The organism is Streptomyces gossypii (assembly GCF_025165795.1).
GTDB lineage: Bacteria > Actinomycetota > Actinomycetes > Streptomycetales > Streptomycetaceae > Streptomyces > Streptomyces gossypii.
The window spans coordinates 1-21984 of record NZ_JAJAGO010000004.1 but is presented as its reverse complement, the minus strand read 5'-3'; the positions used below and the strand labels follow the sequence as shown (position 1 = coordinate 21984).

Sequence of the window (21984 nt, the reverse complement as noted above, 5' to 3'; positions counted from 1 at the left end):
CGCCGGGCGGCCCGTCACATCCCCGCCCCTGCCCCCACCCACCACCGGAAGGAGAGCGCTCCGTGAACGGAAGCTCCGTGCGCCGCGGCCTGACCGCCGCCCTGGCGGCTGTCCTGCTCACCCCGCTCATCGGCGCGGCGGCCCCCGCCGGTGCCCTCGTACGGGACTCCGCGAAGGCCGCACCCGCACCCGCACCCGCGCCCGCACCAGAGCCCGCCGCCGAGGCGCAGTGGATCGACCGCGAGACCGTGGTCTGGGACACCGACGCCTCCAGCCCCTCCGAGGCCACCGAAGGGACCCGGCGGCAGCTCGACTACGGCGACGGCAGGCACGAGCGACTGCGGCTGAACCTCGTCGACGGCGGGCTGTCCGAGGCGCAGCGCGCGAAGTACCCGCATCTCAAGGGCTATTCGGCGTTCACCGTCGACCGGCGCGACCGCGACCGCATCCGCGAGGCGACCAGGGGAAGCCTGATCGTCACCCGGCGGGCGGCCGACGGCACCACGCTGGAGTCGACCGGCGTGCAGATCCCCGGAGTGCTCGACGATCTGTACGGTGAGAAGGCCGCGGAGGTCCGGCTCGGCCCCGTCTTCGACCGGCAAGGGCGGCCCACCCTCTCCGTATGGGCCCCCACCGCACGCCAGGTGGCGCTGGAACTGGACGGCGAGACCGTACGGATGCGGCGCGACGGAGCCACCGGCGTGTGGAGCGTCCGGGGTGACCGGGACTGGCGTGGCAAGCCCTACCGCTTCCGGGTGCGCGTGTGGGCGCCGTCCGTGCGCGAAGTTGTCACCAACAAGGTGACGGACCCCTATTCCACCGCGCTCACCGCGGACTCGAAGCGCAGTCTGCTCGTCGACCTGAGTGCCCGCGAGCTCACGCCCCGCGGCTGGGAGCGGTTGCGGAAACCGGCGGCGACCCCGCTGCGCGACGCCCGTGTCCAGGAGCTGCACGTCCGCGACTTCTCCGTAGCCGACACCTCGGCTCCAGCCCGGCACCGGGGCGGCTATCTCGCCTTCACCGACCGCCGCTCGGACGGCATGCGGCAGTTGCGGGAACTGGCCCGCTCCGGCACCTCCCATGTCCACCTGCTGCCGACCTACGACATCGCCAGCATTCCGGAACGGAGGCGCGACCAGGCCGAACCGGACTGCGACCTCGCCGCCCTGCCCGCCGATTCCCCGCGCCAGCAGGAGTGCGTGGGGGAGGTACGCGGCAAGGACGCCTACAACTGGGGATACGACCCGCTGCACTACACCGTGCCCGAGGGCTCCTACGCCACCAGCCCGGACGGCGCCCGACGCACCCTGGAACACCGGGAGATGGTGCGCGGCCTGAACCGCTCCGGGCTGCGGGTGGTCCTCGACGTCGTCTACAACCACACGTACGCCGCCGGCCAGGACCCGAAGTCGGTGCTGGACCGGATCGTGCCCGGCTACTACCACCGCCTCCTCAAGGACGGTTCGGTCGCCACCTCCACCTGCTGCGCCAACACCGCGCCAGAGCACACCATGATGGGCAAGCTGATCGTGGACTCCGTGGTCACCTGGGCCAGGGAGTACAAGGTCGACGGCTTCCGCTTCGACCTGATGGGGCATCACCCCAAGGCCAACATCCTTGCCGTGCGGGCCGCGTTGGACAGGCTCACGCCCGCGAAGGACGGCGTCGACGGCAGGAACGTCATCATGTACGGCGAGGGCTGGGACTTCGGGGAGGTCGCCGGTGACGCCCGCTTCGTCCAGGCCACCCAGCCGAACATGGCCGGAACCGGCGTGGCCACCTTCTCCGACCGCGCCCGCGACGCGGTGCGCGGCGGCGGCCCGTTCGACGAGGATCCCGGAGTCCAGGGCTTCGGCAGCGGCCTGTACACCGACCCGAACGGTTCGGAGGCGAACGGCACCCGGCAGGAGCAGCGCGCCCGCCTGCTGCACTACCAGGATCTGATCAAGGTCGGCCTGACCGGCAGTCTCGCCGGCTACAGCTTCACCAACTCCGCCGGAAAGCGGGTGAAGGGCTCCGAGGTCGACTACAACGGCGCACCGGCCGGATACACCGCGTCCCCCGAGGAGGCCGTCGCCTACGCCGACGCGCACGACAACGAGACGCTCTACGACGCCCTCGCCTACAAGCTGCCGCAGGACACGACGGCGGCCGACCGGGCCCGTACGCAGGTGCTCGCGATGGGCACCGCCGCCCTCTCCCAGGGCCCGGCGCTCAGCCAGGCGGGCAGCGAGCGGCTGCGTTCCAAATCGCTGGACCGCAACTCCTTCGACTCCGGCGACTGGTTCAACGCGATCCGGTGGGACTGCCGCGACGGTGCGGGTAACGGCTTCGGCCGCGGCCTGTCGCCCGCCTGGGACAATCAGGACAAGTGGCCGTACGCGAAGCCGCTGCTGGCCGGCCCGGCGCTCGTCCCCTCCTGCCGGGATACCGAGGCCGCCTCCGCCGCCTACCAGGATCTGACGCGGATCCGGGCCACCGAGGCGGCCCTCTCCCTGGACAGCGCCGCCGAGGTGCAGCGCCAGGTGTCCTTCCCGCTGTCGGGCACCGAGGGACAGACGCCCGGTGTCATCGTGATGCGCTCCGGCGACCTCACCGTTGTCTTCAACGCGACGCCCGAGCGGCAGCGCCCGTCCGTCGGCACCCTCGCCGGGCGGGACTACGCGCTGCACCCGGTGCAGGCCAGGGGTGCGGACCGGACGGTGAAAGCCTCCTCCTACGACGAGGCGACCGGCACCTTCACCGTGCCACCGCGCACGGTGGCGGTGTTCAAGGCCCGCTGACCCCCCGCTCAGACGGGGCCGGGCACCGGGACGCGGCGCGGGGCCAGCGCCAGCACCTCGCTGACCAGGCCGTCGATCGGGCCGTCCGCCGGCTCCTGCGCGAGCACGGCCCGCACGACGCCGGCCGTCTCCGCATCCTGCATCGCCGTGACCGCCGCCAGCGCCAGGAAGTCGTGGACGAGCTGGATCTCCAGCTCCTCGCGCGGCAGGCTTCGGCCGTCGAGCCAGGTCAGCGCGGTGGTCTCGGCGAGGCCGACCCAGGAGCGGACGACGAGCGCGAGCCGGGGGCCGGGCTCGGCGATGCCGAGGTGTGCGAGGACCTGTGCGTGCGCGGCCTGCCGCACGTCGTCGATCATGGCGTTCGCCTCCGCCGAGCCCACCGCCGGACCGCCGCGCAGCAGGGCGGAGAAACCCGGGCCGTGGTCCGAGACGAAGTCGAAGTAGCGGCGCATGACCCGCAGCAGCCGCTCGCTCAGCGGGCCCTCCTGCGGCTCGGCGAACCGGGACGCGAGCTCCTCGGCCGCCCGTCGTACCGCCTCCTCGTAGAGACTGTGCTTGCCGGGGAAGTAGTGGTAGACGAGCGGCCGGGAGATCCCTGCTGCGCTCGCGATGTCGTCGATGGAGACATCCTCCGGGGAACGGCGGCTGAACAGCTCCAGCGCCACGGCGATCAGCTGCTGCCGTCGCTCCTCGACACCCATCCTGCGGCGTGCACCGGTGGTCGGGGTGGTCGTCATGGGGATAACCCTAACGAGCCCGGTAACCCTGCGGGGGTACGGACCCGGCGGAATCCGGACAGAGTTGCACGGGCGCCTGCACGGGCGTTTGCACAGGCGCGCGTCCGGTCCCAGGCATCCGGACAGGCCCTCAGCCCCGGTCGAGGTAGGCCAGCACCGCCAGCACGCGGCGGTTGTCGTCGTCGGAAGGGGGCAGCCGCAGCTTCCCGAAGATGTTGGAGGTGTGCTTGGCGACGGCCCGCTCGGTGATGAAGAGCTGGGCCGCGATCGCGGCGTTGGAGCGGCCCTGGGCCATCAGCTCCATCACCTCCTTCTCCCGGGCCGTCAGGTTCGCCATCGGCTTGTCCTGCGCCCGCCGGGACAGCAGTTGCTGGATCACCTGCGGGTCCATCGCCGTGCCGCCGGAGGCCACCCGCCGGACCGCGTCGATGAACTGCTCCACATCGAAGACCCGGTCCTTGAGCAGATAGCCGACCCCGCCGTTCCCGTCGGCGAGCAGCTCCCGTGCGTACAGTTGTTCGACATGCTGGGAGAGCACCAGTACCGGCAGGCCGGGCCGGTTGCGGCGGGCCTCCAGCGCGCACTGCAGGCCCTCGTCACTGAACGACGGGGGCAGCCGTACGTCGACGACCGCGACATCGGGCTGCAGCTCCGCCAGTGCCCGGGTCAGCTCCGGCCCGTTGTCCACCGCGGCGGCGATCTCGAACTCGTACGCCTCCAGCATCCGGACGAGGCCGTCTCTCAGGAGAAAGAGGTCTTCTGCGAGGACAACGCGCACGGAAACTCCATCAGGGCGGCTGGATCGTCGGACTGCTGAACCGGGGGCCGGATCACGAAGAATCTACCGCCTGCGAAGCCGCCTATGACCCTGTCGGGCCCGCTACGACGATCTCGCAGGGGATCTCCATGGTGACCATCGTCGGCCCGTCCGGCGGACTGCTCACGGCGAGAACGCCGTCCAGTGAGCCCAGCCGCCGCTCGATACCGCGCATGCCGGTGCCCTTGTCCAGCGAGGCGCCGCCGCGCCCGTTGTCGGTGACGGCGATGCGGAGCATGTCGCCCGCCGAGCGGCTGTGGTGGATGTCCAGCCACACCATGGAGGCCCCGGAGTGCTTCGCCGCGTTGGTGAGCACCTCGCTGATCGCGAAGTAGGCGGCGGACTCCACCGGCTCCTCGAACCGGCCCGGCAGCTCCACGTCCACCTCGACCGGGATCTGCATCCGCAGCGCCAGCGCCTTGGCCGCATCGCCCAGACCGCGCTCCGCGAGCACCGGCGGGTGGATGCCGCGCACCAGGTCGCGCAGCTCGGTGAGCGCCTCGGCGGACGAGGAACGGGCCTGGGCCAGCAGCTCCTTGGCCTTGGCCGGATCCTTCTCGATGAGCGCCTCGATGGTGCCCAGGCTCATGCCCATGGCGACCAGCCGAGCCTGTGCGCCGTCGTGTAGATCGCGCTCGATGCGGCGCAGTTCGGCCGCCGAGGAGTCCACCGCGTCGTGCCGGGTCTCGTAGAGCCGCTCCACGCGGCGGGCGAGCTGGGCGCCCCGGGTGGGCGCGATCAGACTCCTGGCGATCAGGAAGTGCGCCTTGACCAGATACGGGTTGACCCACATGGCGGTCGCGAGCAGCGCGGCGCCGAGCAGTGCGCACTGCACGCCGCTGACGAAGCCCTCGACGCGGATGAAGCCGTACCAGTAGCCATCGCCCATCACCCGCCACAGCCCCAGCATCATCAGGAGGCCCTCGACGCCGTACGCGATCATGGCGGGCGGAAACAGCGCCGTGACGAAGCCCGCGACGGCGTCGACCAGCAGCCAGAGGATGTCCCGCCAGGTGGCGGGATCCTTGAGGAGGAAGATCAGCCGCTCCACCACGCCGGTCACGCCCGGCCGCATGTCGCGTGGCAGTGGCCGGTAGGGCGGCGGGATGGCGACGCCGGACCACTGGGAGGCGAGCAGGCGCCGCTGGTTGGCGTGCATCCGCACCCAGGACAGCACCACCGGGGTGGTGAAGACGCCCACTCCGGTCACGATCAAGGCGATCGAGACGACCGAGAGGATGAACAGCGCGAGCGAGACGCCGATCGACAGCAGCGCCAGCGCCAGGCCCTGCGCCGCCGCCAGCAGTGACCTGCGGATGGAGGGTCGCCGTCGCCCTGCCGACGTGTCCACGATGCTCACTTGCGTGCTCCTTCTCCGCCCGGGGCCTCCGGCGGCATCCCGCCGGTCCGTTCCAGGATGGCTCCAGTCTCCTGTGCGCGGGGCCGCAGGTCACGGGGACCGGCCCCCTGACCGAGGTGTATCTGGCACCACTGCCCGGCAGACCCGGACGAGATGAACTCGATGAAATCTGTCCCATATCTACCGATAAGGGCGCAATGCGCGCACAATGAGAATGCGGACGGCTCGACAGGCGTCCGGCGTGGTCAGACCCGACTTGCGAGATCATAAGGAGGCGAGTCCTGTGAGCAACGTCTCGCAGACCAGAGGTGACATCGCAGGTCACCCCGATGCGCCTGAAATGCGCGCACGCTACTCCCGCATGCTGAACGGGCGGGATGTCGTGCTTGTCGACGGGCCGGTTTTCCTGGTCGGCCTCTACTGTGCGGTCTCCCCCTGGACGATCCATTTCTCCGGATCCCAGCCCGAGCTGGCGACACACCACCTCATCGTGGGCGTCGCGCTCGGCTTGCTGGCCCTCGGGTTCACCGTGGCGCCGGAGAGGATGTACGGCCTGAGCTGGGCCATGTGCGCGATCGGCGCATGGCTGGTTCTGTCCTCCTGGATCGTGGGGACCGATCCCGACGCGGGGATCATCTGGAACAACGCCATCATCGGCGGCCTCACCTTCCTGCTCGGACTGGCATGCGCGGCAGTGGCGATGAGGACCAGTCGCAAGGTCGGCCGCGAGAAGTGACGACGACCCGGCGGGGCGCCGTGAACGCTCCGCCGGTCCTCGACGCGCACGCCGCGTGAGTGAAGACGCCCGGAGAGTGGTCAGACGCCGGAGAGCACGCAGGCGCGGTCCCGGTCTCCCGCCCCGCGGTGCCACAGCGGCACCGCGGGGCTTCCCGGACAACGGGAGGCGCGCATACGTGCGAGGTCACTGGTGCTGCGCCGCCGTGTCGCCGTAGACGATGCCGCGCCCGTTCGTGGAGACGTACACCCGGCCGTAGATCCGTGGGTCACCGGTGATCGACGCGCCGGTCCAGCCCCACTGATGCTCCTCGTCGTTGACGCGTACCCAGGACGCGCCTGCGTCCGTGGAGCGGAAGATGCCGCGCTCACCGCCGATCTTCGCGCTGGTGTAGAGCGTCTGGTACGAGGCGCCCGGCGCCGCCTTGCCGAAGCCGATGGTGTCGGCCTCCTCGACACCCGGGACCTTGGTGAAGCTGGCGCCGGAGTCCGTGGAGTGCCACAGCCCGTACGTCCCTCCGCTGCCGCCCGCGAGCCATATGTCGCCCTCCTCGCCGGGGACGGCACGGAAGCGGACGGAGCTGCCGGACGGGAGGCCGTCCGACTCCCGCTCGGTGAACGTCGCGCCGCCGTCCGTGCTCACGTAGAAGGAGCCGGAGGCGAAGCCGTAGAACTTCCGCGGGTTCACCCGGTCCGCCTCGACGACCGCGCCCGCCGGGATGCCGTCGGATGCCGACCACGAGTTGCCGAAGCCCGACGCGTGGTGGACGCCCGTGCCCTCCGGGCTCCACACGAAGCGGCTGCCGTCTGCGGCCGCGGCCACCGTGCCGCCGCCCGAGACGCCCGAAGGGTCGCTGCCCGCCCACCAGTTGGCGCCGTTGTCCGTGGAGAAGGCCACATGCGGGCCGGTGTCGACGTTGCCGGTTCGCACCACCGTGCCCGGATTCGACTCGGCGAAGTCGAGACTCGTCGTGGTGCTGAAGTTCGGCGAGGTGTACATGAGCGACGGGACCTTGGTGAGGTCCGTGTGCCGGAAGCCGCCGATGTCGCCCAGCGCGCTCAGCAGCGGCGCCCCGGACGGGGGAGAGGCAAGGTCGTTGACCGCGGTCTCCTCCAGGCCCTCGACCATCGGCGTGATGGTGAACTGGCCTCCCGTGTCATCCCAGTTGGTGAGGTTCTCCGTCCCGTAGACCGTCGCGCCCGTCCCGTACATCATCCGGTCCGAGTCGAACGGGTCGATCTCCAGCGCCTCCGTCATCCACCCGAGCTTCGGGGTCTGCTCCGGCGGCGACGGATGCGCGCCCCAGGAGAGCCAGGGCACCGAGGAGACGTCCATGGTGTAGCGGTTCGAGCGGTTCGGATAGGACGTGTAGTCCCAGGCGTTCGTCCAGTTCTCGCCGCTGTCCTTGGTGCGGAAGATCTGGGTGTCCGGCCACCAGGCGCTGTAGCCGGTCACCATGACCGTGCCCGGGTGCTGCCGGTCGACGGTGAGTCCGCTGAAGCCGTAGAAGGTGTCACCCGCGGCGACCGGGCTGATGTCCTTCCACTCGCCGCTGCCGGTGTCATAGCGCCAGACCTGCCCCTGGCCGCCGTCGTAGGGGCCGCCCTTGTCGCTGTAGGCGACGTACAGATAGCCGTTCTCGGCGTCCAGCACGCCCTTGTGCGGAAGGAAGCCGGTGGGCTGTCCGCCCATGCGCTCCCAGCTGGCGCCGCCGTCCGTCGAGCGGTAGACGGCGTTCTCCTTGTCGGCGACCCCGACATAGACGGTCTGGGTGGCGCCGCCCGCCGTGCCCGTCGACTCGTCGAAGGTGACCCAGACGACGCCCTGGTTGTCGGAGGCGTAGCCGGAGCTGTCGGACGGATCCTGCTGGTAGTTCCCGGGGTTGGGGAAGGCCGTCACCTCGGACCAGCTCACGCCCGAGTCCGTCGAACGCCACAGCCCTTCGCCGCTCGGCGCACCGAGATACAGCACGCTGTTGTCGTTCGGGTCGACGGCGAGCCGCTCGCCCATGCCGCGGCCAGGCATGTTGCCGCCCAGCTTGAACGGCAGGTCGGCCTTCTGCCAGTTCTCGCCCCGGTCGCCGGAGCGCAGCACGGCGCCGTTGCCCGGATCCCAGTCGTTCGTGTACGTGCCGACGGCGGCGTACACCTTGTCCGGGGCGACGGAGTCGGAGGCGATGCTCACCACGCCCGTGTGGCCCCAGTCGTCCCAGCCCACCGAATCCAGCAGGGGCGTCCAGGTCTTGGAGGACTGCTGCCAGCGGTAGGCGCCGCCGATGTCGGTGCGGGCGTAGGCGAGGTTCGGCTCGGTCCGGTTGAAGACGATGCCTGGGACGAAGCCGCCCCCGTCGATGCGGGCGTTCTTCCAGTCGTACGGCTCGGCGGCGGTCTCGGCGGTCTCGGCGGTCTCGGCGGTCGCTGCGACCGCGGCGGGTGCGGAGTGTGCGGTGCTCGGCTGGGCGGACGCCGACGAGTTGCCCGCGAGCAGCCCGCCGAGGAGGCCCAGCAGGGCGGGTAGGGCGCGCGCTCGGGGCGCGCGGAGCGCAGGAGGCATGGGGAGTTCCCTTCACAGCCTGTCCGTCTGTGCTGGCATGGGGAGGACCGGACAGGGCCCGAGGCCCGGTCCGGCCCGGTACGCGGAGAGAGGGCCGGGCCGTTACTCCAGCAGCTCCGCGTACACCCCCAGGGCCAGTGCGATGTCCGCCTGGGCCCAGAAGCGGTGGTAGGTGAAGGAGGGCACCGGACCGCCCCCCAGATAGGCCTCCACCTTCGGCCAGTCCTCGTCGTCCTGGTAGAAGGAGCGGATGGAGGCGAAGGTCGAGGAGGAGTCGACGGGATCGCCGTTCGGCATGGTTCCCGACCAGCCGCCCGGTACGTACACCGGGTCCGAGAAGCGGCGGTAGTCGGCCCGTTCCTCGGGCACCGCCACGCCCAGGTCGTCCTGGTAGCGCTCCCACAGGCCGTCCAGCAGCGCCTTGGCCGTGGATGCCGCTTTGGTGTGGCCGGACGCAGCCGCGTAGTACGTCAGCGTCTTGGCGTACGCGGCTGCCACCCCCACGTCGTCGGTGTAGTCGGCGACCGACACGTGAAGACCCGCGTTCCCGCCGGGGTTGGCCGGGTCCCAGTCGTCGGGCTGCCCGGACCAGCGCAGCGTGGACGGGAAGCTGTACGTGCCGTCCGCGTTGACGGTCGTCTCGGAGAGTGCCCACGCCACCCACCGATCGAGTACGACCCGCGCGTCCGTGTCGTCCGTCTCGTGGCAGTACTCGGCGACGCGCTCCATCGACCATGCCTGGAAGCCGAACCACTGGTTGGACGGCGGGTCGTGGTAGACGGGCTTCTCGTCGTAGTGCATGCCGTAGAAGGTGGCGGTGCCGGACGGAGGTTCGGCGTAGCGGCCCCGCCAGCTGTTCGTCGCGCCGCCCGCGATGGCGCCCTCGGCGGACTGCAGCCAGCGGTAGAACTCGATCTGGCGGGTGAGGCTCTTTGCCCAGTCCTCCTTGCCCGTCGCCGACTTGGGCTGGAGCGGGGCGTACGAGCTGAGCACGTGGGCGGCCAGCGGGTTCTGGTACCCGCCGTGGCTGTGGCTGCAACCGATGCGCCAGGCCCAGCCCGCCGAGGTGTCCGTCGCGCCGCCCCACGCGTAGTACCAGGACAGCAGGTAGTGGGAGCTGCTCTTGCCGCTGCCCGGTGTGCAGCCGGAGGGGTCCGTGCAGTCGCCGATCTGCTTGAAATACTTGTCGAACATGGCGTAGCGCAGATAGTCGCCCATCTTCGCCGCCTTGGCGACGGTGCCCGCGATCTCGCCCTCCTTGCCCTGGGCCGAGGCCCACACATGGGCCCAGTAGGCGGCTTGGACGGCGCGGGCGTCGGCGTCCGGCGCATTGGTGTACTTCCACTGCCTCGCATAGGAGGCGTCGCCGGTGAAGAGGTCCAGATAGCCGTTCGGGCCGCCGTGGGCGAACTCGTCGCGAGTGGGGTGCGGGACGGTCTCCCAGACCGACTCCTGCGGGCCGCGCTGGAAGGTGTTGATGTACACCGGGCCCGTCGCGCCGCCGCCGTAGCCGTAGACGTTGTCGACGTCCTGCAGCCAGTGCATGCCGTAGATGTCGTCGGTGCCGTACGCGCTCTTCAGCTCGGCCGCGATCGGGTCGGAGCCGGCCGCGATCGACGGGTCGAGCTGGGAGGGATAGGCCGACGGAAGATCGTGCTCGCCGGCGTAGGTGGCTGGTTTCGACGCATTGTAGAAACTGTTCGTCGGCTGCTGCGCATGAGTCGGGATCATGAATTGCTCCATGATTTCCCATGCCGCGTTGAACCGGCTCCAGTCGCCGCTGACCTTGCCATACATGGCCTGTAGCCAGATCAGATAGCTGTACGCCTCCGAGGTCGTCTCATGGCCGTGGTCGGGGGCCTCGACGATCAGTGTTTCGACGGAGTGATAGGGAATGCCGTCGGGCGAGAAATAGCCGTTCGCCGAGTCGGTGATCTTCCCGTAGAGATCGAGGAAGCGTTGCTCGTACTCGGTGGCCGCGACGCCGGCGGAGGCAGCGTGGGCGCTCTGACCTGCGGGGTTCAGGGATACTGCGAGTGGTGTCGCGAGGGCTGCGGCACCCAGGGCGAGCAGGCGTCTGCGACTGAACTGCCCTGGGGATTCATGGGGGTCGGGTAAGGCGCGCATGCGCTGGACTCTCCTGTCGGGTCGATGGGGGGTGAGCTCTGTGCGGCGAGCAACGAACCAGTGGGAGCGCTCCCAAAGTCCATGTGTCCCGAAGAGATGTCAAGGGCGTTCGCGTGAATTGAACTATCGAACAACTTCGACAGGAAAATCCAAGAAACCCGTTCAACCTATCTGTTCACGGCGGCGGCACAGTGCTAGCTTCCGCTTTTACCAGTGGGAGCGATTCCGTTAGTTGATCTTGCGTGACGCGCCGTCGGACGACGGCACGCCACGGCTGACCGACAAGGAGTCGCTCATGCGACACCCCCCACGCCTGCTCCGCATCCTGGCGGCCCGCAGGTGTCGTGCTCACCACCGCCTGGTCTGGCGGTGCCCGCCGTCCTGCCGACGGCGGGCACCGCACGGGTCGCCGCGGCACCCCCACCTGTCCTGTAGGCCGAGGGCAACCAGTCCGTCGGCGAGGACGGGAGCACCCACCGGCTCGGAGCCGGCCTGCGCGCAGCCCGCCGCAGCCCGCCGCGGTCCGGTACGTCCAGAACTTCAACACGCCCCGCCGGGGTGCCTGCCGAAACGGCAGCCGTCACCGGTCGCTCATCGGGCCCTTCCCTGAACAGCTCTCACGACGGCACACCGACCGCATTCGGTACCGGGCCGCGCGAGCATCCGCGTGCCCTCAACTGAGAGGAAACACCCCCATAATGAAACGCACTCATACCCAGCACCGCAGGCGGCGCACGCTCGGGGCCGCGCTCTGCGCCCTGGCCGTCACGGCGGGCGGCGGCGTGATCGCGGCGACCGGCACCGCCAGCGCCCAGGCCGCCGAGCGGGTCGACAACCCGTATGTGGGCGCCAAGCAGTACGTGAACCCCGAGTGGTCCGCGAAGGCCGCCGCCGAGCCCGGTGGCGGCGCCGTGGCCGGTGAGCCCACCGGTGTCTGGCTCGACCGGATCGCCGCGATCGAGGGCGCCGGGGACACCATGGGCCTGCGCGACCACCTCGACACCGCCCTCCAGCAGGACGCCGACGTCATCCAGTTGGTCATCTACAACCTGCCGGGACGCGACTGCGCGGCCCTCGCCTCCAACGGAGAGCTCGGTCCCACCGAGATCGGCAGGTACAAGACCGAGTACATCGACCCGATCGCCCGCATCCTCGACGACGCCAAGTACGAGGACCTGCGGATCGTCACCACCGTCGAGATCGACTCGCTGCCCAACCTGGTCACCAACACCGGCGGCCGCGCCACCGCCACTCCCGAGTGCGACACGATGCTCGCCAACGGCAACTACGTGAAGGGGGTCGGCTACGCGCTGAACAAGCTCGGCGACGTCGGCAACGTCTACAACTACGTGGACGCGGGCCACCACGGCTGGATCGGCTGGGACGACAACTTCGCCACCTCCGCCCGGGTGTTCCACCAGGCCGCGACCGCGGAGGGCAGCACGGTCGACGACGTGCACGGCTTCATCACCAACACGGCCAACTACAGCGCCCTCAAGGAGGAGAACTTCACGATCAACGACTCGGTCGGCGGCAGGTCCGTCCGCGAGTCGCAGTGGGTCGACTGGAACCGCTACACCGACACCCTCTCCTTCACCCAGGCATTCCGCCGGCAACTGGTCTCCACCGGCTTCAACTCCGACATCGGCATGCTGATCGACACCTCGCGCAACGGCTGGGGCGGCTCGGAGCGGCCCAGCGGACCGGGGCCGCAGACGAACGTGGACAGCTATGTGGACGAGGGCCGTTACGACCGCCGCATCCACATCGGCAACTGGTGCAACCAGTCGGGCGCGGGTCTCGGTGAACGCCCGCAGGCCGCACCCGAGTCCGGCATCGACGCCTACGTATGGATGAAGCCTCCGGGCGAGTCCGACGGATCGAGCAAGGAGATCCCGAACCCCGACGGTAAGGGTTTCGACCGCATGTGTGACCCGACGTACAACGGCAACCCGCGCAACGGGTACAACCCGTCCGGCGCGCTGCCGGACGCACCGATCTCCGGCCACTGGTTCTCCGCCCAGTTCCAGGAGCTGCTGAAGAACGCGCACCCGGCGCTGTAACGCACGCGAGGCGCCGGCGGGGAGCCACCCCCGTCGGCGCCGACGGGTGTGCTGCGAGCGGACGTTGAAGCTGGGCGTTGAAGCGCTTCGACGCGCCCTCTGGACAGGTCCGCGAGTGCCGCTTTAAGATCTGGATCTCATCGTGTGCTGCCATGACCAGGAGAGCCGAATGGTCACCCTTGCCGAGGTCGCCAAGCACGCGGGAGTCTCGGCCAGCACGGTCAGCTATGTCCTCAGCGGCAAGCGCAAGATCTCCGCCGGCACGCGCGAGCACGTCGAGCGCAGCATCCAGGAGCTCGGCTACCACCCCCACGCGGGCGCCCGCGCACTGGCGAGCAGCAGGTCCAACGTCATCGCGCTGATGATGCCGCTGCGCACCGACATGTATGTGCCCGTGATGATGGAGATCGCCGTCGCGATCGCCACCACGGCCCGTACGCACGGCTATGACGTGCTGCTGCTGACCGGCGAGGAGGGCGCGCCCGCCGTGCGCCGCGTCACCGGAAGCGGCCTCGCCGACGCGGTGATCCTGATGGATGTCGAGCTCGACGACGGGCGGCTGCCGCTGCTGCGCGAAAGCGGGCTTCCCGCGGTGCTCATCGGGCTCCCCGCCGAAACGGCCGGGCTGACCTGTGTGGACCTCGACTTCACGGCCACCGGCGCGCTGTGCGCCGAGCATCTGGCCGGCCTCGGCCACCGCGATGTCGCGGTGATCGGCGAGGCCCCGGCGGTCTACCAGCGGCACACCGGCTTCGCGGAGCGCACCCTGGACGGCCTGCGCGAGAAGGGCCGCGAACTCGGCCTCCGGCTGATGCACCGCCCCTGCGAGACGGGTTACGGGCCGACGATGGCCACGCTCGCCCGGATCCTGGAGGAGCGCCCCGGCACGACGGGATTCGTCGTGCAGAACGAGTCGGCGGTCGAGCGGCTGCTCGGCCTGCTGCGCCAGCAGGGCCGGGCCGTCCCGGAGGACGCCTCGGTGATCGCGGTCTGCCCGGACCAGGTGGTGCTCCAGGCGTCCGTGCGGCTCACCTCCGTCTCCATCCCCGCCGAGGCGATGGGCCGGCAGGCGGTGGAGCGGGTCGTCGCCAAGCTTGCGGGCCATGACGAGGACGAGGTGGTGCTGCTCGCCCCCGAACTGACCGTCCGGGCAAGCACCGGACCGGTGCCCGTCTGACGCCTGCGGCCCGGTGCCGTGTCAGGGGGTGTGCGGCTCCAGCACGGCGGCCCCGCGTTGGGTGAGGGTGAGCGTGCCCTCAAAGGTCTCGCCGGTCAGTACGTCGAGGTGGTGGCCGTCCGGCAGGTCGACGGTGACGGCGTCCCGGCGGTGGTTGAGGAGGAAGAGCAGCTGACCGCGGCGTACGGCCTCCACGCCAGGGGGGAGGCCGCCGAGCGGAGGCCGTACGCCTGCTTCCGCGGACACGCGCGCGAGCAGGGCGCGCAGGGCCGTCGGTTCGGGCAGCGTGGAGACGTACCAGGTGCGGCCGTGGCGCAGTACGGCGGGCAGCCCGTCCAGCGCACCTCCCTGGTAGGCGGCGGCGGCCTCGTCGCCCCAGTCGTAGGTGCAGTATTCGTTGTTGATGTGCCACATGGTGAGGGCCGGGTGGGTGCCGTAGCGGGCGGCCAGGTCCTCGGTGAGGGCGGCGGCATGCCGCCGGTAGGCCTCGCTGGAGTGCGAGAAGTGCTGGCGTGAGCCCCACCATTCGGTCTGCCCGTTCTCGTCTCGGGGCAGCGTCTCGGGGTGGAGCCGCCCCAGCCAGGGCGGGGGAGCGGATGTCGGGGTCGCGAGGACGACGCCGATGCCGTTGTCGTGCAGGAGATCCATCAGGCGGTCCAGCCAGCCGAACTCCCGTGCACCGGGCCGGGGTTCGAGCTTGGCCCAGGAGAAGACGCCGAGGGTCACGGAGTTGACGCCCGCTTCCCTCATCAGGCGTATGTCGTCGTGCCAGACCGCCTCGGGCCACTGCTCGGGGTTGTAGTCGCCGCCGAAGAGAATCCGGCCGCGAGTGGTGTCGTCGAGTGCGGGCATCCGCCTACCCCTTGATCGCGCCGGTGAGCATGCCTTGCTTGAAGTGCCGCTGGACGAAGGGCGACAGCACGGCCACGGGCAGTAGTGCCAGCACCATCACGGCCATCTGGATGGCCAGCGGTGAGAGATGACCGGTGTTGATCGCCTGTGCCAGGCCGGTGGGCCGGGTCTGCTTGATGACCAGCTGCTGCATGATGTTCTGCAGGGGCAGCATGTCGGGGTCGTTGATGTAGATGGAGGCGTTGAACCAGGCGCCCCAGTAGCCGACCGCGTAGAACAGCGTGATCACCGCGATGACGGCCCGGGAGAGGGGCATGACGATCTGCCACAGGATGCGGAAGTCGCCCGCGCCGTCGATGCGGGCGCTCTCGATCAGCTCCTGTGCCGTGCTCATGAAGAAGGCCCGCAGGACGAGGATGTTGAAGACGTTCAGCGCGCTCGGCAGGATGAGGGAGAGATAGGTGTCCGTGAGGCCGAGGCCCTGTACCACCAGATACGTCGGGATCAAGCCAGCCCCGAAGAACATCGTGGCGATCAGGAACACCAGGATCGGCCGGTGCAGCACGGACCCGGTGCGCGAGAGCCCGTACGCGCACAGGACGGACACCGCCATGCTGAAGAGCGTGCCGACGACGGTGACGCCTACGCTGACCGTGGCCGCACGGGTGACCTGGCCGCCGCTGAGCAGCTCCTGGTAGGCGACGAAGGTGATGCCCTTGGGGATCACCACCAGGCCGCCGGTCTCGGTGATCGTCTTGACCGAGGAGAGGCTGGTGACGACCACCACCCAGACGGGGAAGATCACGGCCAGGCAGACCAGGGTCAGCGTCACGCCCTTCGTGGCGAGTCCGGCCCTGCTGGGCTCCTCCTCCCACGCCGGGCGGAGACGGCCGCGCACAAAGCGCCCCTCGGTGGTTCCGGTCAGCGTGCTCATCGCTTGTACACCCCCTGTTCGCCCAGCAGATGGGCGAACTTGTTGGCCGCGAGCACCAGCAGCAGACCGAAGACGCCCTTGATGATTCCGACGGCGGCCGCGTAACTGAAATCGCCGTTCTGGATTCCGACGTTCCAGACATAGGTGTCCAGGACTTCGGCGGAGGTCGGTCCGACCGCCGTGCGCTGGAGCAGGATCTGCTCGAATCCGACCGTGAGCGCGTTGCCGACCTGGAGCACCAGCAGCAGCGCCACGACCGGGCGCAGGGCGGGCAGCGTGATGTGCCACATCCGCCGCCAGCGGTTCGCGCCGTCCATCGCGGCGGCCTCGTACAGATCGGTGCTGACGGCGGCCAGCGCGGCGAGGAAGACGATCACCCCCCAGCCCGCGTCCTTCCAGATGATCTCGAAAGTGATGAGGAACTTGAACAGCCCCGGATTCGTCATCAGGTCGAATCCGCCGTGGCCGTGGTCGCGCAGGGTCTGCGCGACGAGACCGGCGCCGCCGAACATCTGCTGGAAGATGGTGACGACAAGCACCCAGGAGAAGAAGTGCGGCAGGAAAAGGATCGCCTGGGCGATCGCGCGCACCCGGTGACGCACGAAGCTGTTGATGAACAGCGCGAGCAGAACCGGTATCGGGAAGAACAGCGTCAACTGGATCAGGAAGATCGCCAGGGTGTTCCGGACCGACTGCCAGAACAGCGGGTCGTCGACCATCCGCTGGAACTGCTCGAATCCCACCCATGGGCTCTGCCCGATGGCCCGGAAGGCGTTGTCCGCGATGTAGGGGTCGTACTCCTGGAAGGCGACGATATTGCCGATCAGCGGCACGTAGTTGAAGATCAGCAGAAGCACCAGGGCGGGAAGGACCATCAGCAGCAGGAGGCGGTCCCGCCGCAACCGGTGCCGCAGCGTGCCCGCTCTGACGGAGGGCGGCGCCACCTCAGGACGCCGAGTCGCCGGTCTCGTCGAGCAGTTTCTTGTACCAGTCGCGTAGCTTGTCGCCGCCGCTGGACTTCCAGCCGGAGACCGCCTTCTTCATGTCGCCGACCTTCTTGCGGCCGCGCACGATGTCCTTCTCCAGGTCCTCGAACTGGCTGTTGAGCGCGGTGTAGCGGTTCGGTTCCTGGATCTGCATGCCGTAGAAGAGCGGTCTGGTCAGATGCGCTCCCTGGCGCTGCTGCCAGCCGGTCATGCCCTCGACCACGTCCGGGTGGTCGGGGTAGGCGAGGAATGCGGCCGGGGAAGCGAGGTACTCGTATGTCCCGAACACCTGGTTGTTGCCCGTCCCGTTCTTGCTGAGCACGCCGTCGGCGAGAGTGTGGTGGACGCCCTCGACGCCGAACTGGCGCAGCCGCTGCTCCTTGGAACCGTAGGGCGCGGCAGTGAAGTTGGCGAGTGCGAGCAGGTCGACGACGGTCTTCTCGTCGGCCTTCTCGCTGGCGAAGCACCACATGTTGGAGGGCGCGTTCGTGTAGAGGGTGGGGTCGCCTCCGTCGTGGGCGAAGTAGTCCATCGCGGCCATCGCGAACTTCGGGTTGTCCACGCGCTGCACGACGGTTTTGCCGTACCAGTCGGAGAGGTCGGCGTTGTACATCATGACCTTGCCGCTGGAGAAGAGGTTGCCGATGTCGCTGCTCTCGGACTTGGCGTCCGGGTGCACGAAGCCGGCCGAGTAGAGAGTCCGGGACCAGGCCAGGGCCTCCAGGTACTCGTCGGTCTCGTAGCGGTTGACGAGCTTGCCGTCCACGAGTCTCCAGTAGTACGGCTTCTCGGGCAGCACACCGAAGAAGTTCCACGCCGCCCAGGTCATGTCGCCGCAGGCCCACACCCGGCTCTTGGGTGCGTTGAGTTCCTTGCAGAGGTCGTAGAACTCCTTGGTGGTGCCGGGCGGTTCGTACCCGCGCTCCTTGAAGAGGTCGGCTCGGTAGAACGCCGCGATGTTCGGGGTGTCGGCGCCCGGCATCGGCAGGCCGCGCAGCTTGCCGCCGAACACGGCGCGTTGCCAGGCGGCAGTGGGGATGGCGGCGAGGTTGGGGTAGTCCTTCACCTTGTCGCCGGTCAGATACGGGCCCAGATCGGCGAACTTGTTGTTGATGGCGCTGGGGATCTTGCCCATCAGCTCCCAGCCGGGGATGACGACGGCGTCGGGTATGGAGCTGGAGGCGAGGACGGCGCCCAGCTTCTGGCCGTACGTCGTGCCCTCCTGGTTCTCCCACTTGACGGAGACTCCGGCCCCCTCGTCCATCGCCGTCCAGTACGGGTTGCCCTGTTTCGGGGAGGTGCCGTAGATCGGCGCCATGATGGTCAGTTCGCTGCCCTTGCCGAGCTTCTTGGGCACGGAGACGGCGAGTTCACCGGCCGGGACGGCGGTGGTGAAACCCGCGGCCGAGCCGTTCTTGCTCGGGATGTCCGCGGCGACCAGGTCGGAGGCGACATAGGCCGGGAGCAGATCCTTGAGGTTCTCCCCCGTCGTGGTGCCCTCGTTCTTCGACCCGCTGCCGCCGCAGGCGGTGAGCAGTGGAATTCCGCCGGCAATCCCGGCCGTGGCGAAGGCCGAGGAGGCGAGAAAACCTCTGCGGCTCAGAGCGGAGCTGGGGGAGGAGGAGTTCGGCGTCATTGCGTCAACCCTTCGTGGCATGCCAGGACACAGGGCGGAATCGCCCGGCTGGTTGTCGAAGTTTCGAAGCGCTTCAATGTTGGGTGCGAGAGTAAGTGAAGGCTTGGGCCGTCACAAGGCGCGGACTCTATATTCCTCAAGGGATACAGGTGCTATAACGGCTCCGAAGCGAGTTCGAAGCGCTTCGAAGATCCGCTCGGCCACTCGACCACCTCGCTGAAGGGATTCGCCGTGATCGAGAGTTCGCCGCCATTCCGAGATCCAGAACTGTCCTTCGACAGGCGCATCGACGACCTGCTGTCCCGGCTGACCCTCGACGAACGCATCGCCCTGCTGCACCAGTTCACGCCCGGAGTGGCACGGCTCGGCATCGGCCCCTTCCGCACCGGTCAGGAGGCCCTGCACGGCGTCGCCTGGATGGGGCCCGCAACGGTCTTCCCGCAGGCGGTCGGTCTCGGCGCCACCTGGAACGACGACCTGGTGCGCAGGATCGGGGAGGCGGTCGGCACCGAGGCGCGGGCCATGCGCTCCCGCGACGAGCGCGTGGGTCTCAACGTGTGGGCGCCGACCGTGAATCTGCTGCGCCACCCGCTGTGGGGCAGAGGCGAGGAGGGCTACTCGGAGGACCCCGGGCTCACCTCCGCGCTCGCCGTCGCCTACACGCGCGGACTGCGCGGCGACCACCCGGTCTACTGGCGCACGGCGCCCGTCCTCAAGCACTGGCTCGCGCACAACAACGAGACCCGGCGGGACACCACGTCCTCTTCCGTGCGCCCTCGCGTGCTGCACGAGTACGACCTGCGGGCTTTTCGTACGGCTGTCGAGGCGGGGGCCGTCGCCGGGGTGATGCCCGCCTACAACCTGGTCAACGGACGCCCCAACCACGTCTCGCCGTATCTGCGCGAGCATCTGCGCCGCTGGACCGGCCAGGAACTGCTGGTCTGCTCCGACGCGGGCGCGCCCACCAACCTCGTCGTCTCCGAGAAGTACTTCGACACCCACGAGCAGGCAACCGCCGCCGCGCTCCGCGCCGGCGTGGACAGCTTCACCGACCACGGCACCGACCCCTCGGTCACCACCGGCCGGCTCCACGGCGCCCTGGAACAGGGCCTGCTCAGCGAGACCGACATCGACATGGCGGCGCGTCGGCAGCTGTCCGTCCGGTTCCGCCTCGGGGAGTTCGACCCGCATCTCGACCCGTACGCGGCCACCACCTCGCGGGACTTCGACACCTCCGGACACCGGGACCTCGCCCGCGAGGCCGCCGAGCAGGTCATCGTGCTGCTCAAGAACGACGGGATGCTGCCACTCGCGGAGGGCACCCGGATCGCGGTCGTCGGGCTGCTCGCGGACGTGTGCAAGACCGACTGGTACAGCGGGACACTGATCCGCCGCTCCACGGTGCTCGACGGCTTGCGCGAGCGCTTCGGCGCCGGGAACGTCACCTTCGCCGAAGGCGCGGACCAGGTCCGGCTGAAGTGCGCCGGGGGCTGGCTCCAGGTGCCTGCCCCTCAGACCGGGGCTGGGGCCGGAGCAGGGCGTGACGCCGAGGGTGCGCTGGACCCGGCGCTGCTGGAGGGCCGCACTGATCTGCCGCCGCTGACCGTGGGCAGCGAGGCCACAGCATTTGCCCTGATCGACTGGGGCGAGGGGGCATGGACGCTGCGGGCACCCGACGGCCGGTATCTCTCCGTCGCGGCGGACGGGTTCCTCCGCGCATCGGCGGACGATCCGGGCGGATGGGTGGTCCAGGAGACGTTCACACGGGAGCGCCACGGGGAGGGCTGCCTCCTCAAGCACAGAGGGACGGGTCAGTACGTCTCTGTCGCCGCCGACGGCGTGCGGGTTGCCGCGCGGGGCGAGGTTTTTGAGATCGAGTACCTGGAGCGCGGTGCCGAGGCCGTGACCCGTGCCGCGGCGGACGCGGAAGTCGTCCTCGTCGTCGCCGGGAACGACCCGCACATCAACGGCCGCGAGACGGAGGACCGCACCACACTGGCGCTGCCACCTCAGCAGGAGCGACTGTGGCGCGCGGCGCACGCCGCCAACCCCCGTACCGCGCTGGCCCTGGTCTCCGCCTATCCGTACGCGGTCGGCGACGCGGACGCCGCGCTGCCCGCACTTCTGTGGACGGCGCACGGCGGCCAGGCGGCGGGCACCGCACTCGCGCGCGTGCTGGCCGGAGACGTCTCCCCGGCCGGACGGCTGCCGCAGACCTGGTACGCGGCCGACGCCGATCTGCCGGACCTGCTCGACTACGACATCATCGGCTCCCGCCAGACCTACCTCTACTTTGAGGGCACGCCGCTCTTCCCGTTCGGGCACGGCCTGGGCTACTCCTCCTTCATGTACCGGGGCTTGGAGGCCGGTTGGGACGGCGACGTCCTCACGATCTCGTTCACCGTCACCAACACCGGTTCCCTGGACGCCGACGAGGTGGCCCAGCTCTACATCCGGGCAGTGGGCGGTCCGGTCGTCCGGCCCTCCCGGCAGCTGGCCGGGCATCGTCGCCTCCACCTCGCGGCCGGGGCGGCGCGGCACCTGGAGTTCCGCGTTCCGCTGGCGGAGTTGGGAATCTTCGACGTCGCGCACGACCGCTGGACGGTGCCACCGGGCACATACGAACTGCTTGCCGGAGCCTCCAGCGCGGACATCCGGATCACCTCCTCCATCGAGGTCGACGGCGATCCGATCGGCCCCCGTCCGGTGCGGGAGCAGGGCCTCGCGGCGGTGGCGTACGACGAACAGGTCGGGACCGAGATCGTCGACCACACCAAAGCCTCCGGCGACGCGGTGACGCCGGCCCACTCCAAGGGTGAACTGCTCTTCCGTGACTGCGACTTCAATACGGGCGTCACCGCCGTCATTGTCGAGGCGACGGGCGGGGGAGCGGTCTCGGTCACCACCGGCACCACGACCACCATCCTGGAGCCCGTCGATCCGACCGGTGGGACGTATGACTACACACCCCGCACCGCTGCCTTCACCGCTTCCGGTGTGCGGGACCTGCGCGTAGGGCTGCGCGGGCCCGTCCGTCTGGCGCGGCTCGACTTCCAGAGGAGCCCTACCGATGATGTTCACTGACGGCTTTTGGCGGATGCGTGAGGGTGTTGAGGCCTCTTACGCGGCGCAGGCCCGTGAGGTCACCACCGGTGAGGGTGCCTTCACCGCGCATGCGGCGGTGCGGCGGGTGGAGCGGCGTGGTGACACGTTGAACGCGCCG

The 21984-nt window shown here is 69.5% G+C and carries 13 protein-coding genes and 2 pseudogenes; 5 read left to right on the top strand and 10 right to left on the bottom strand.

What is annotated here, in order from left to right; all coding sequences use genetic code 11:
• The first annotated feature begins 62 nt into the window (after nt 1-62).
• The gene (gene pulA / locus LHJ74_RS09250) at nt 63-2783 is read left to right on the top strand and encodes a pullulanase-type alpha-1,6-glucosidase (protein WP_260217400.1); all 2721 of its coding nucleotides are present in this window, start codon (nt 63-65) and stop codon (nt 2781-2783) included.
• 8 nt (nt 2784-2791) lie between these two features.
• Here pulA and LHJ74_RS09245 read toward each other — a convergent pair whose 3' ends face one another.
• The 3 genes from LHJ74_RS09245 to LHJ74_RS09235 form a co-directional block, all read right to left on the bottom strand.
• Nucleotides 2792-3520 carry a TetR/AcrR family transcriptional regulator gene (locus LHJ74_RS09245; RefSeq protein ID WP_260217398.1) on the bottom strand — a complete coding sequence of 243 codons (729 nt, stop codon included), beginning with the start codon at nt 3518-3520 and terminating at the stop codon, nt 2792-2794.
• Between the two features lie 130 nt (nt 3521-3650).
• The gene (locus LHJ74_RS09240) at nt 3651-4298 is read right to left on the bottom strand and encodes a LuxR C-terminal-related transcriptional regulator (RefSeq protein ID WP_260217397.1); all 648 of its coding nucleotides are present in this window, start codon (nt 4296-4298) and stop codon (nt 3651-3653) included.
• 82 nt (nt 4299-4380) lie between these two features.
• The gene (locus tag LHJ74_RS09235) at nt 4381-5688 is read right to left on the bottom strand and encodes a sensor histidine kinase (protein WP_260217837.1); all 1308 of its coding nucleotides are present in this window, start codon (nt 5686-5688) and stop codon (nt 4381-4383) included.
• A 292-nt stretch (nt 5689-5980) separates the two neighbouring features.
• On the opposite strand from LHJ74_RS09235, the gene LHJ74_RS09230 reads away from it, so the two are divergent.
• The gene (locus LHJ74_RS09230; RefSeq protein ID WP_260217395.1) at nt 5981-6433 is read left to right on the top strand and encodes an SPW repeat protein; all 453 of its coding nucleotides are present in this window, start codon (nt 5981-5983) and stop codon (nt 6431-6433) included.
• A 186-nt stretch (nt 6434-6619) separates the two neighbouring features.
• Here LHJ74_RS09230 and LHJ74_RS09225 read toward each other — a convergent pair whose 3' ends face one another.
• Together LHJ74_RS09225 and LHJ74_RS09220 are read right to left on the bottom strand one after the other, a co-directional pair.
• On the bottom strand, nt 6620-8986 hold the full coding sequence (locus LHJ74_RS09225; RefSeq protein ID WP_311203275.1) for a xyloglucanase: 2367 nt from the start codon (nt 8984-8986) through the stop codon (nt 6620-6622).
• 102 nt (nt 8987-9088) lie between these two features.
• A pseudogene (locus LHJ74_RS09220) lies at nt 9089-10963 on the bottom strand (glycoside hydrolase family 48 protein); the annotation flags it as partial.
• 848 nt (nt 10964-11811) lie between these two features.
• On the opposite strand from LHJ74_RS09220, the gene LHJ74_RS09215 reads away from it, so the two are divergent.
• Together LHJ74_RS09215 and LHJ74_RS09210 are read left to right on the top strand one after the other, a co-directional pair.
• Nucleotides 11812-13176: a glycoside hydrolase family 6 protein gene (locus tag LHJ74_RS09215; RefSeq protein WP_260217394.1), complete on the top strand. Its 1365-nt coding sequence runs from the start codon at nt 11812-11814 to the stop codon at nt 13174-13176.
• Between the two features lie 169 nt (nt 13177-13345).
• Nucleotides 13346-14353, top strand: a complete 1008-nt coding sequence (locus LHJ74_RS09210) for a LacI family DNA-binding transcriptional regulator (RefSeq protein ID WP_260217393.1) — start codon at nt 13346-13348, stop codon at nt 14351-14353.
• A gap of 21 nt (nt 14354-14374) precedes the next feature.
• On the opposite strand, the gene LHJ74_RS34380 is transcribed toward LHJ74_RS09210, so the two are convergent.
• From LHJ74_RS34380 to LHJ74_RS09190, 5 genes and pseudogenes are all read right to left on the bottom strand, one after another.
• Nucleotides 14375-14548, bottom strand: a complete 174-nt coding sequence (locus LHJ74_RS34380) for a Beta-galactosidase C-terminal domain (RefSeq protein WP_375546721.1) — start codon at nt 14546-14548, stop codon at nt 14375-14377.
• A gap of 132 nt (nt 14549-14680) precedes the next feature.
• Nucleotides 14681-15205, bottom strand: a pseudogene (locus tag LHJ74_RS34375) (beta-galactosidase); the annotation flags it as partial.
• Nucleotides 15206-15209: 4 nt separating this feature from the next.
• Nucleotides 15210-16139 carry a carbohydrate ABC transporter permease gene (locus LHJ74_RS09200; protein WP_260217391.1) on the bottom strand — a complete coding sequence of 310 codons (930 nt, stop codon included), beginning with the start codon at nt 16137-16139 and terminating at the stop codon, nt 15210-15212.
• The gene (locus LHJ74_RS09195) at nt 16136-17083 is read right to left on the bottom strand and encodes an ABC transporter permease (RefSeq protein WP_260217390.1); all 948 of its coding nucleotides are present in this window, start codon (nt 17081-17083) and stop codon (nt 16136-16138) included. The genes LHJ74_RS09200 and LHJ74_RS09195 overlap by 4 nt, the downstream gene beginning before the upstream one ends.
• 1 nt (nt 17084) lies before the next feature.
• Entirely contained in the window at nt 17085-18761 is a 1677-nt protein-coding gene (locus LHJ74_RS09190) for an extracellular solute-binding protein (protein ID WP_260217389.1), read from the bottom strand.
• Nucleotides 18762-18992: 231 nt separating this feature from the next.
• On the opposite strand from LHJ74_RS09190, the gene LHJ74_RS09185 reads away from it, so the two are divergent.
• Nucleotides 18993-21845, top strand: a complete 2853-nt coding sequence (locus LHJ74_RS09185) for a glycoside hydrolase family 3 C-terminal domain-containing protein (protein WP_260217388.1) — start codon at nt 18993-18995, stop codon at nt 21843-21845.
• Nucleotides 21846-21984: the final 139 nt, after the last annotated feature.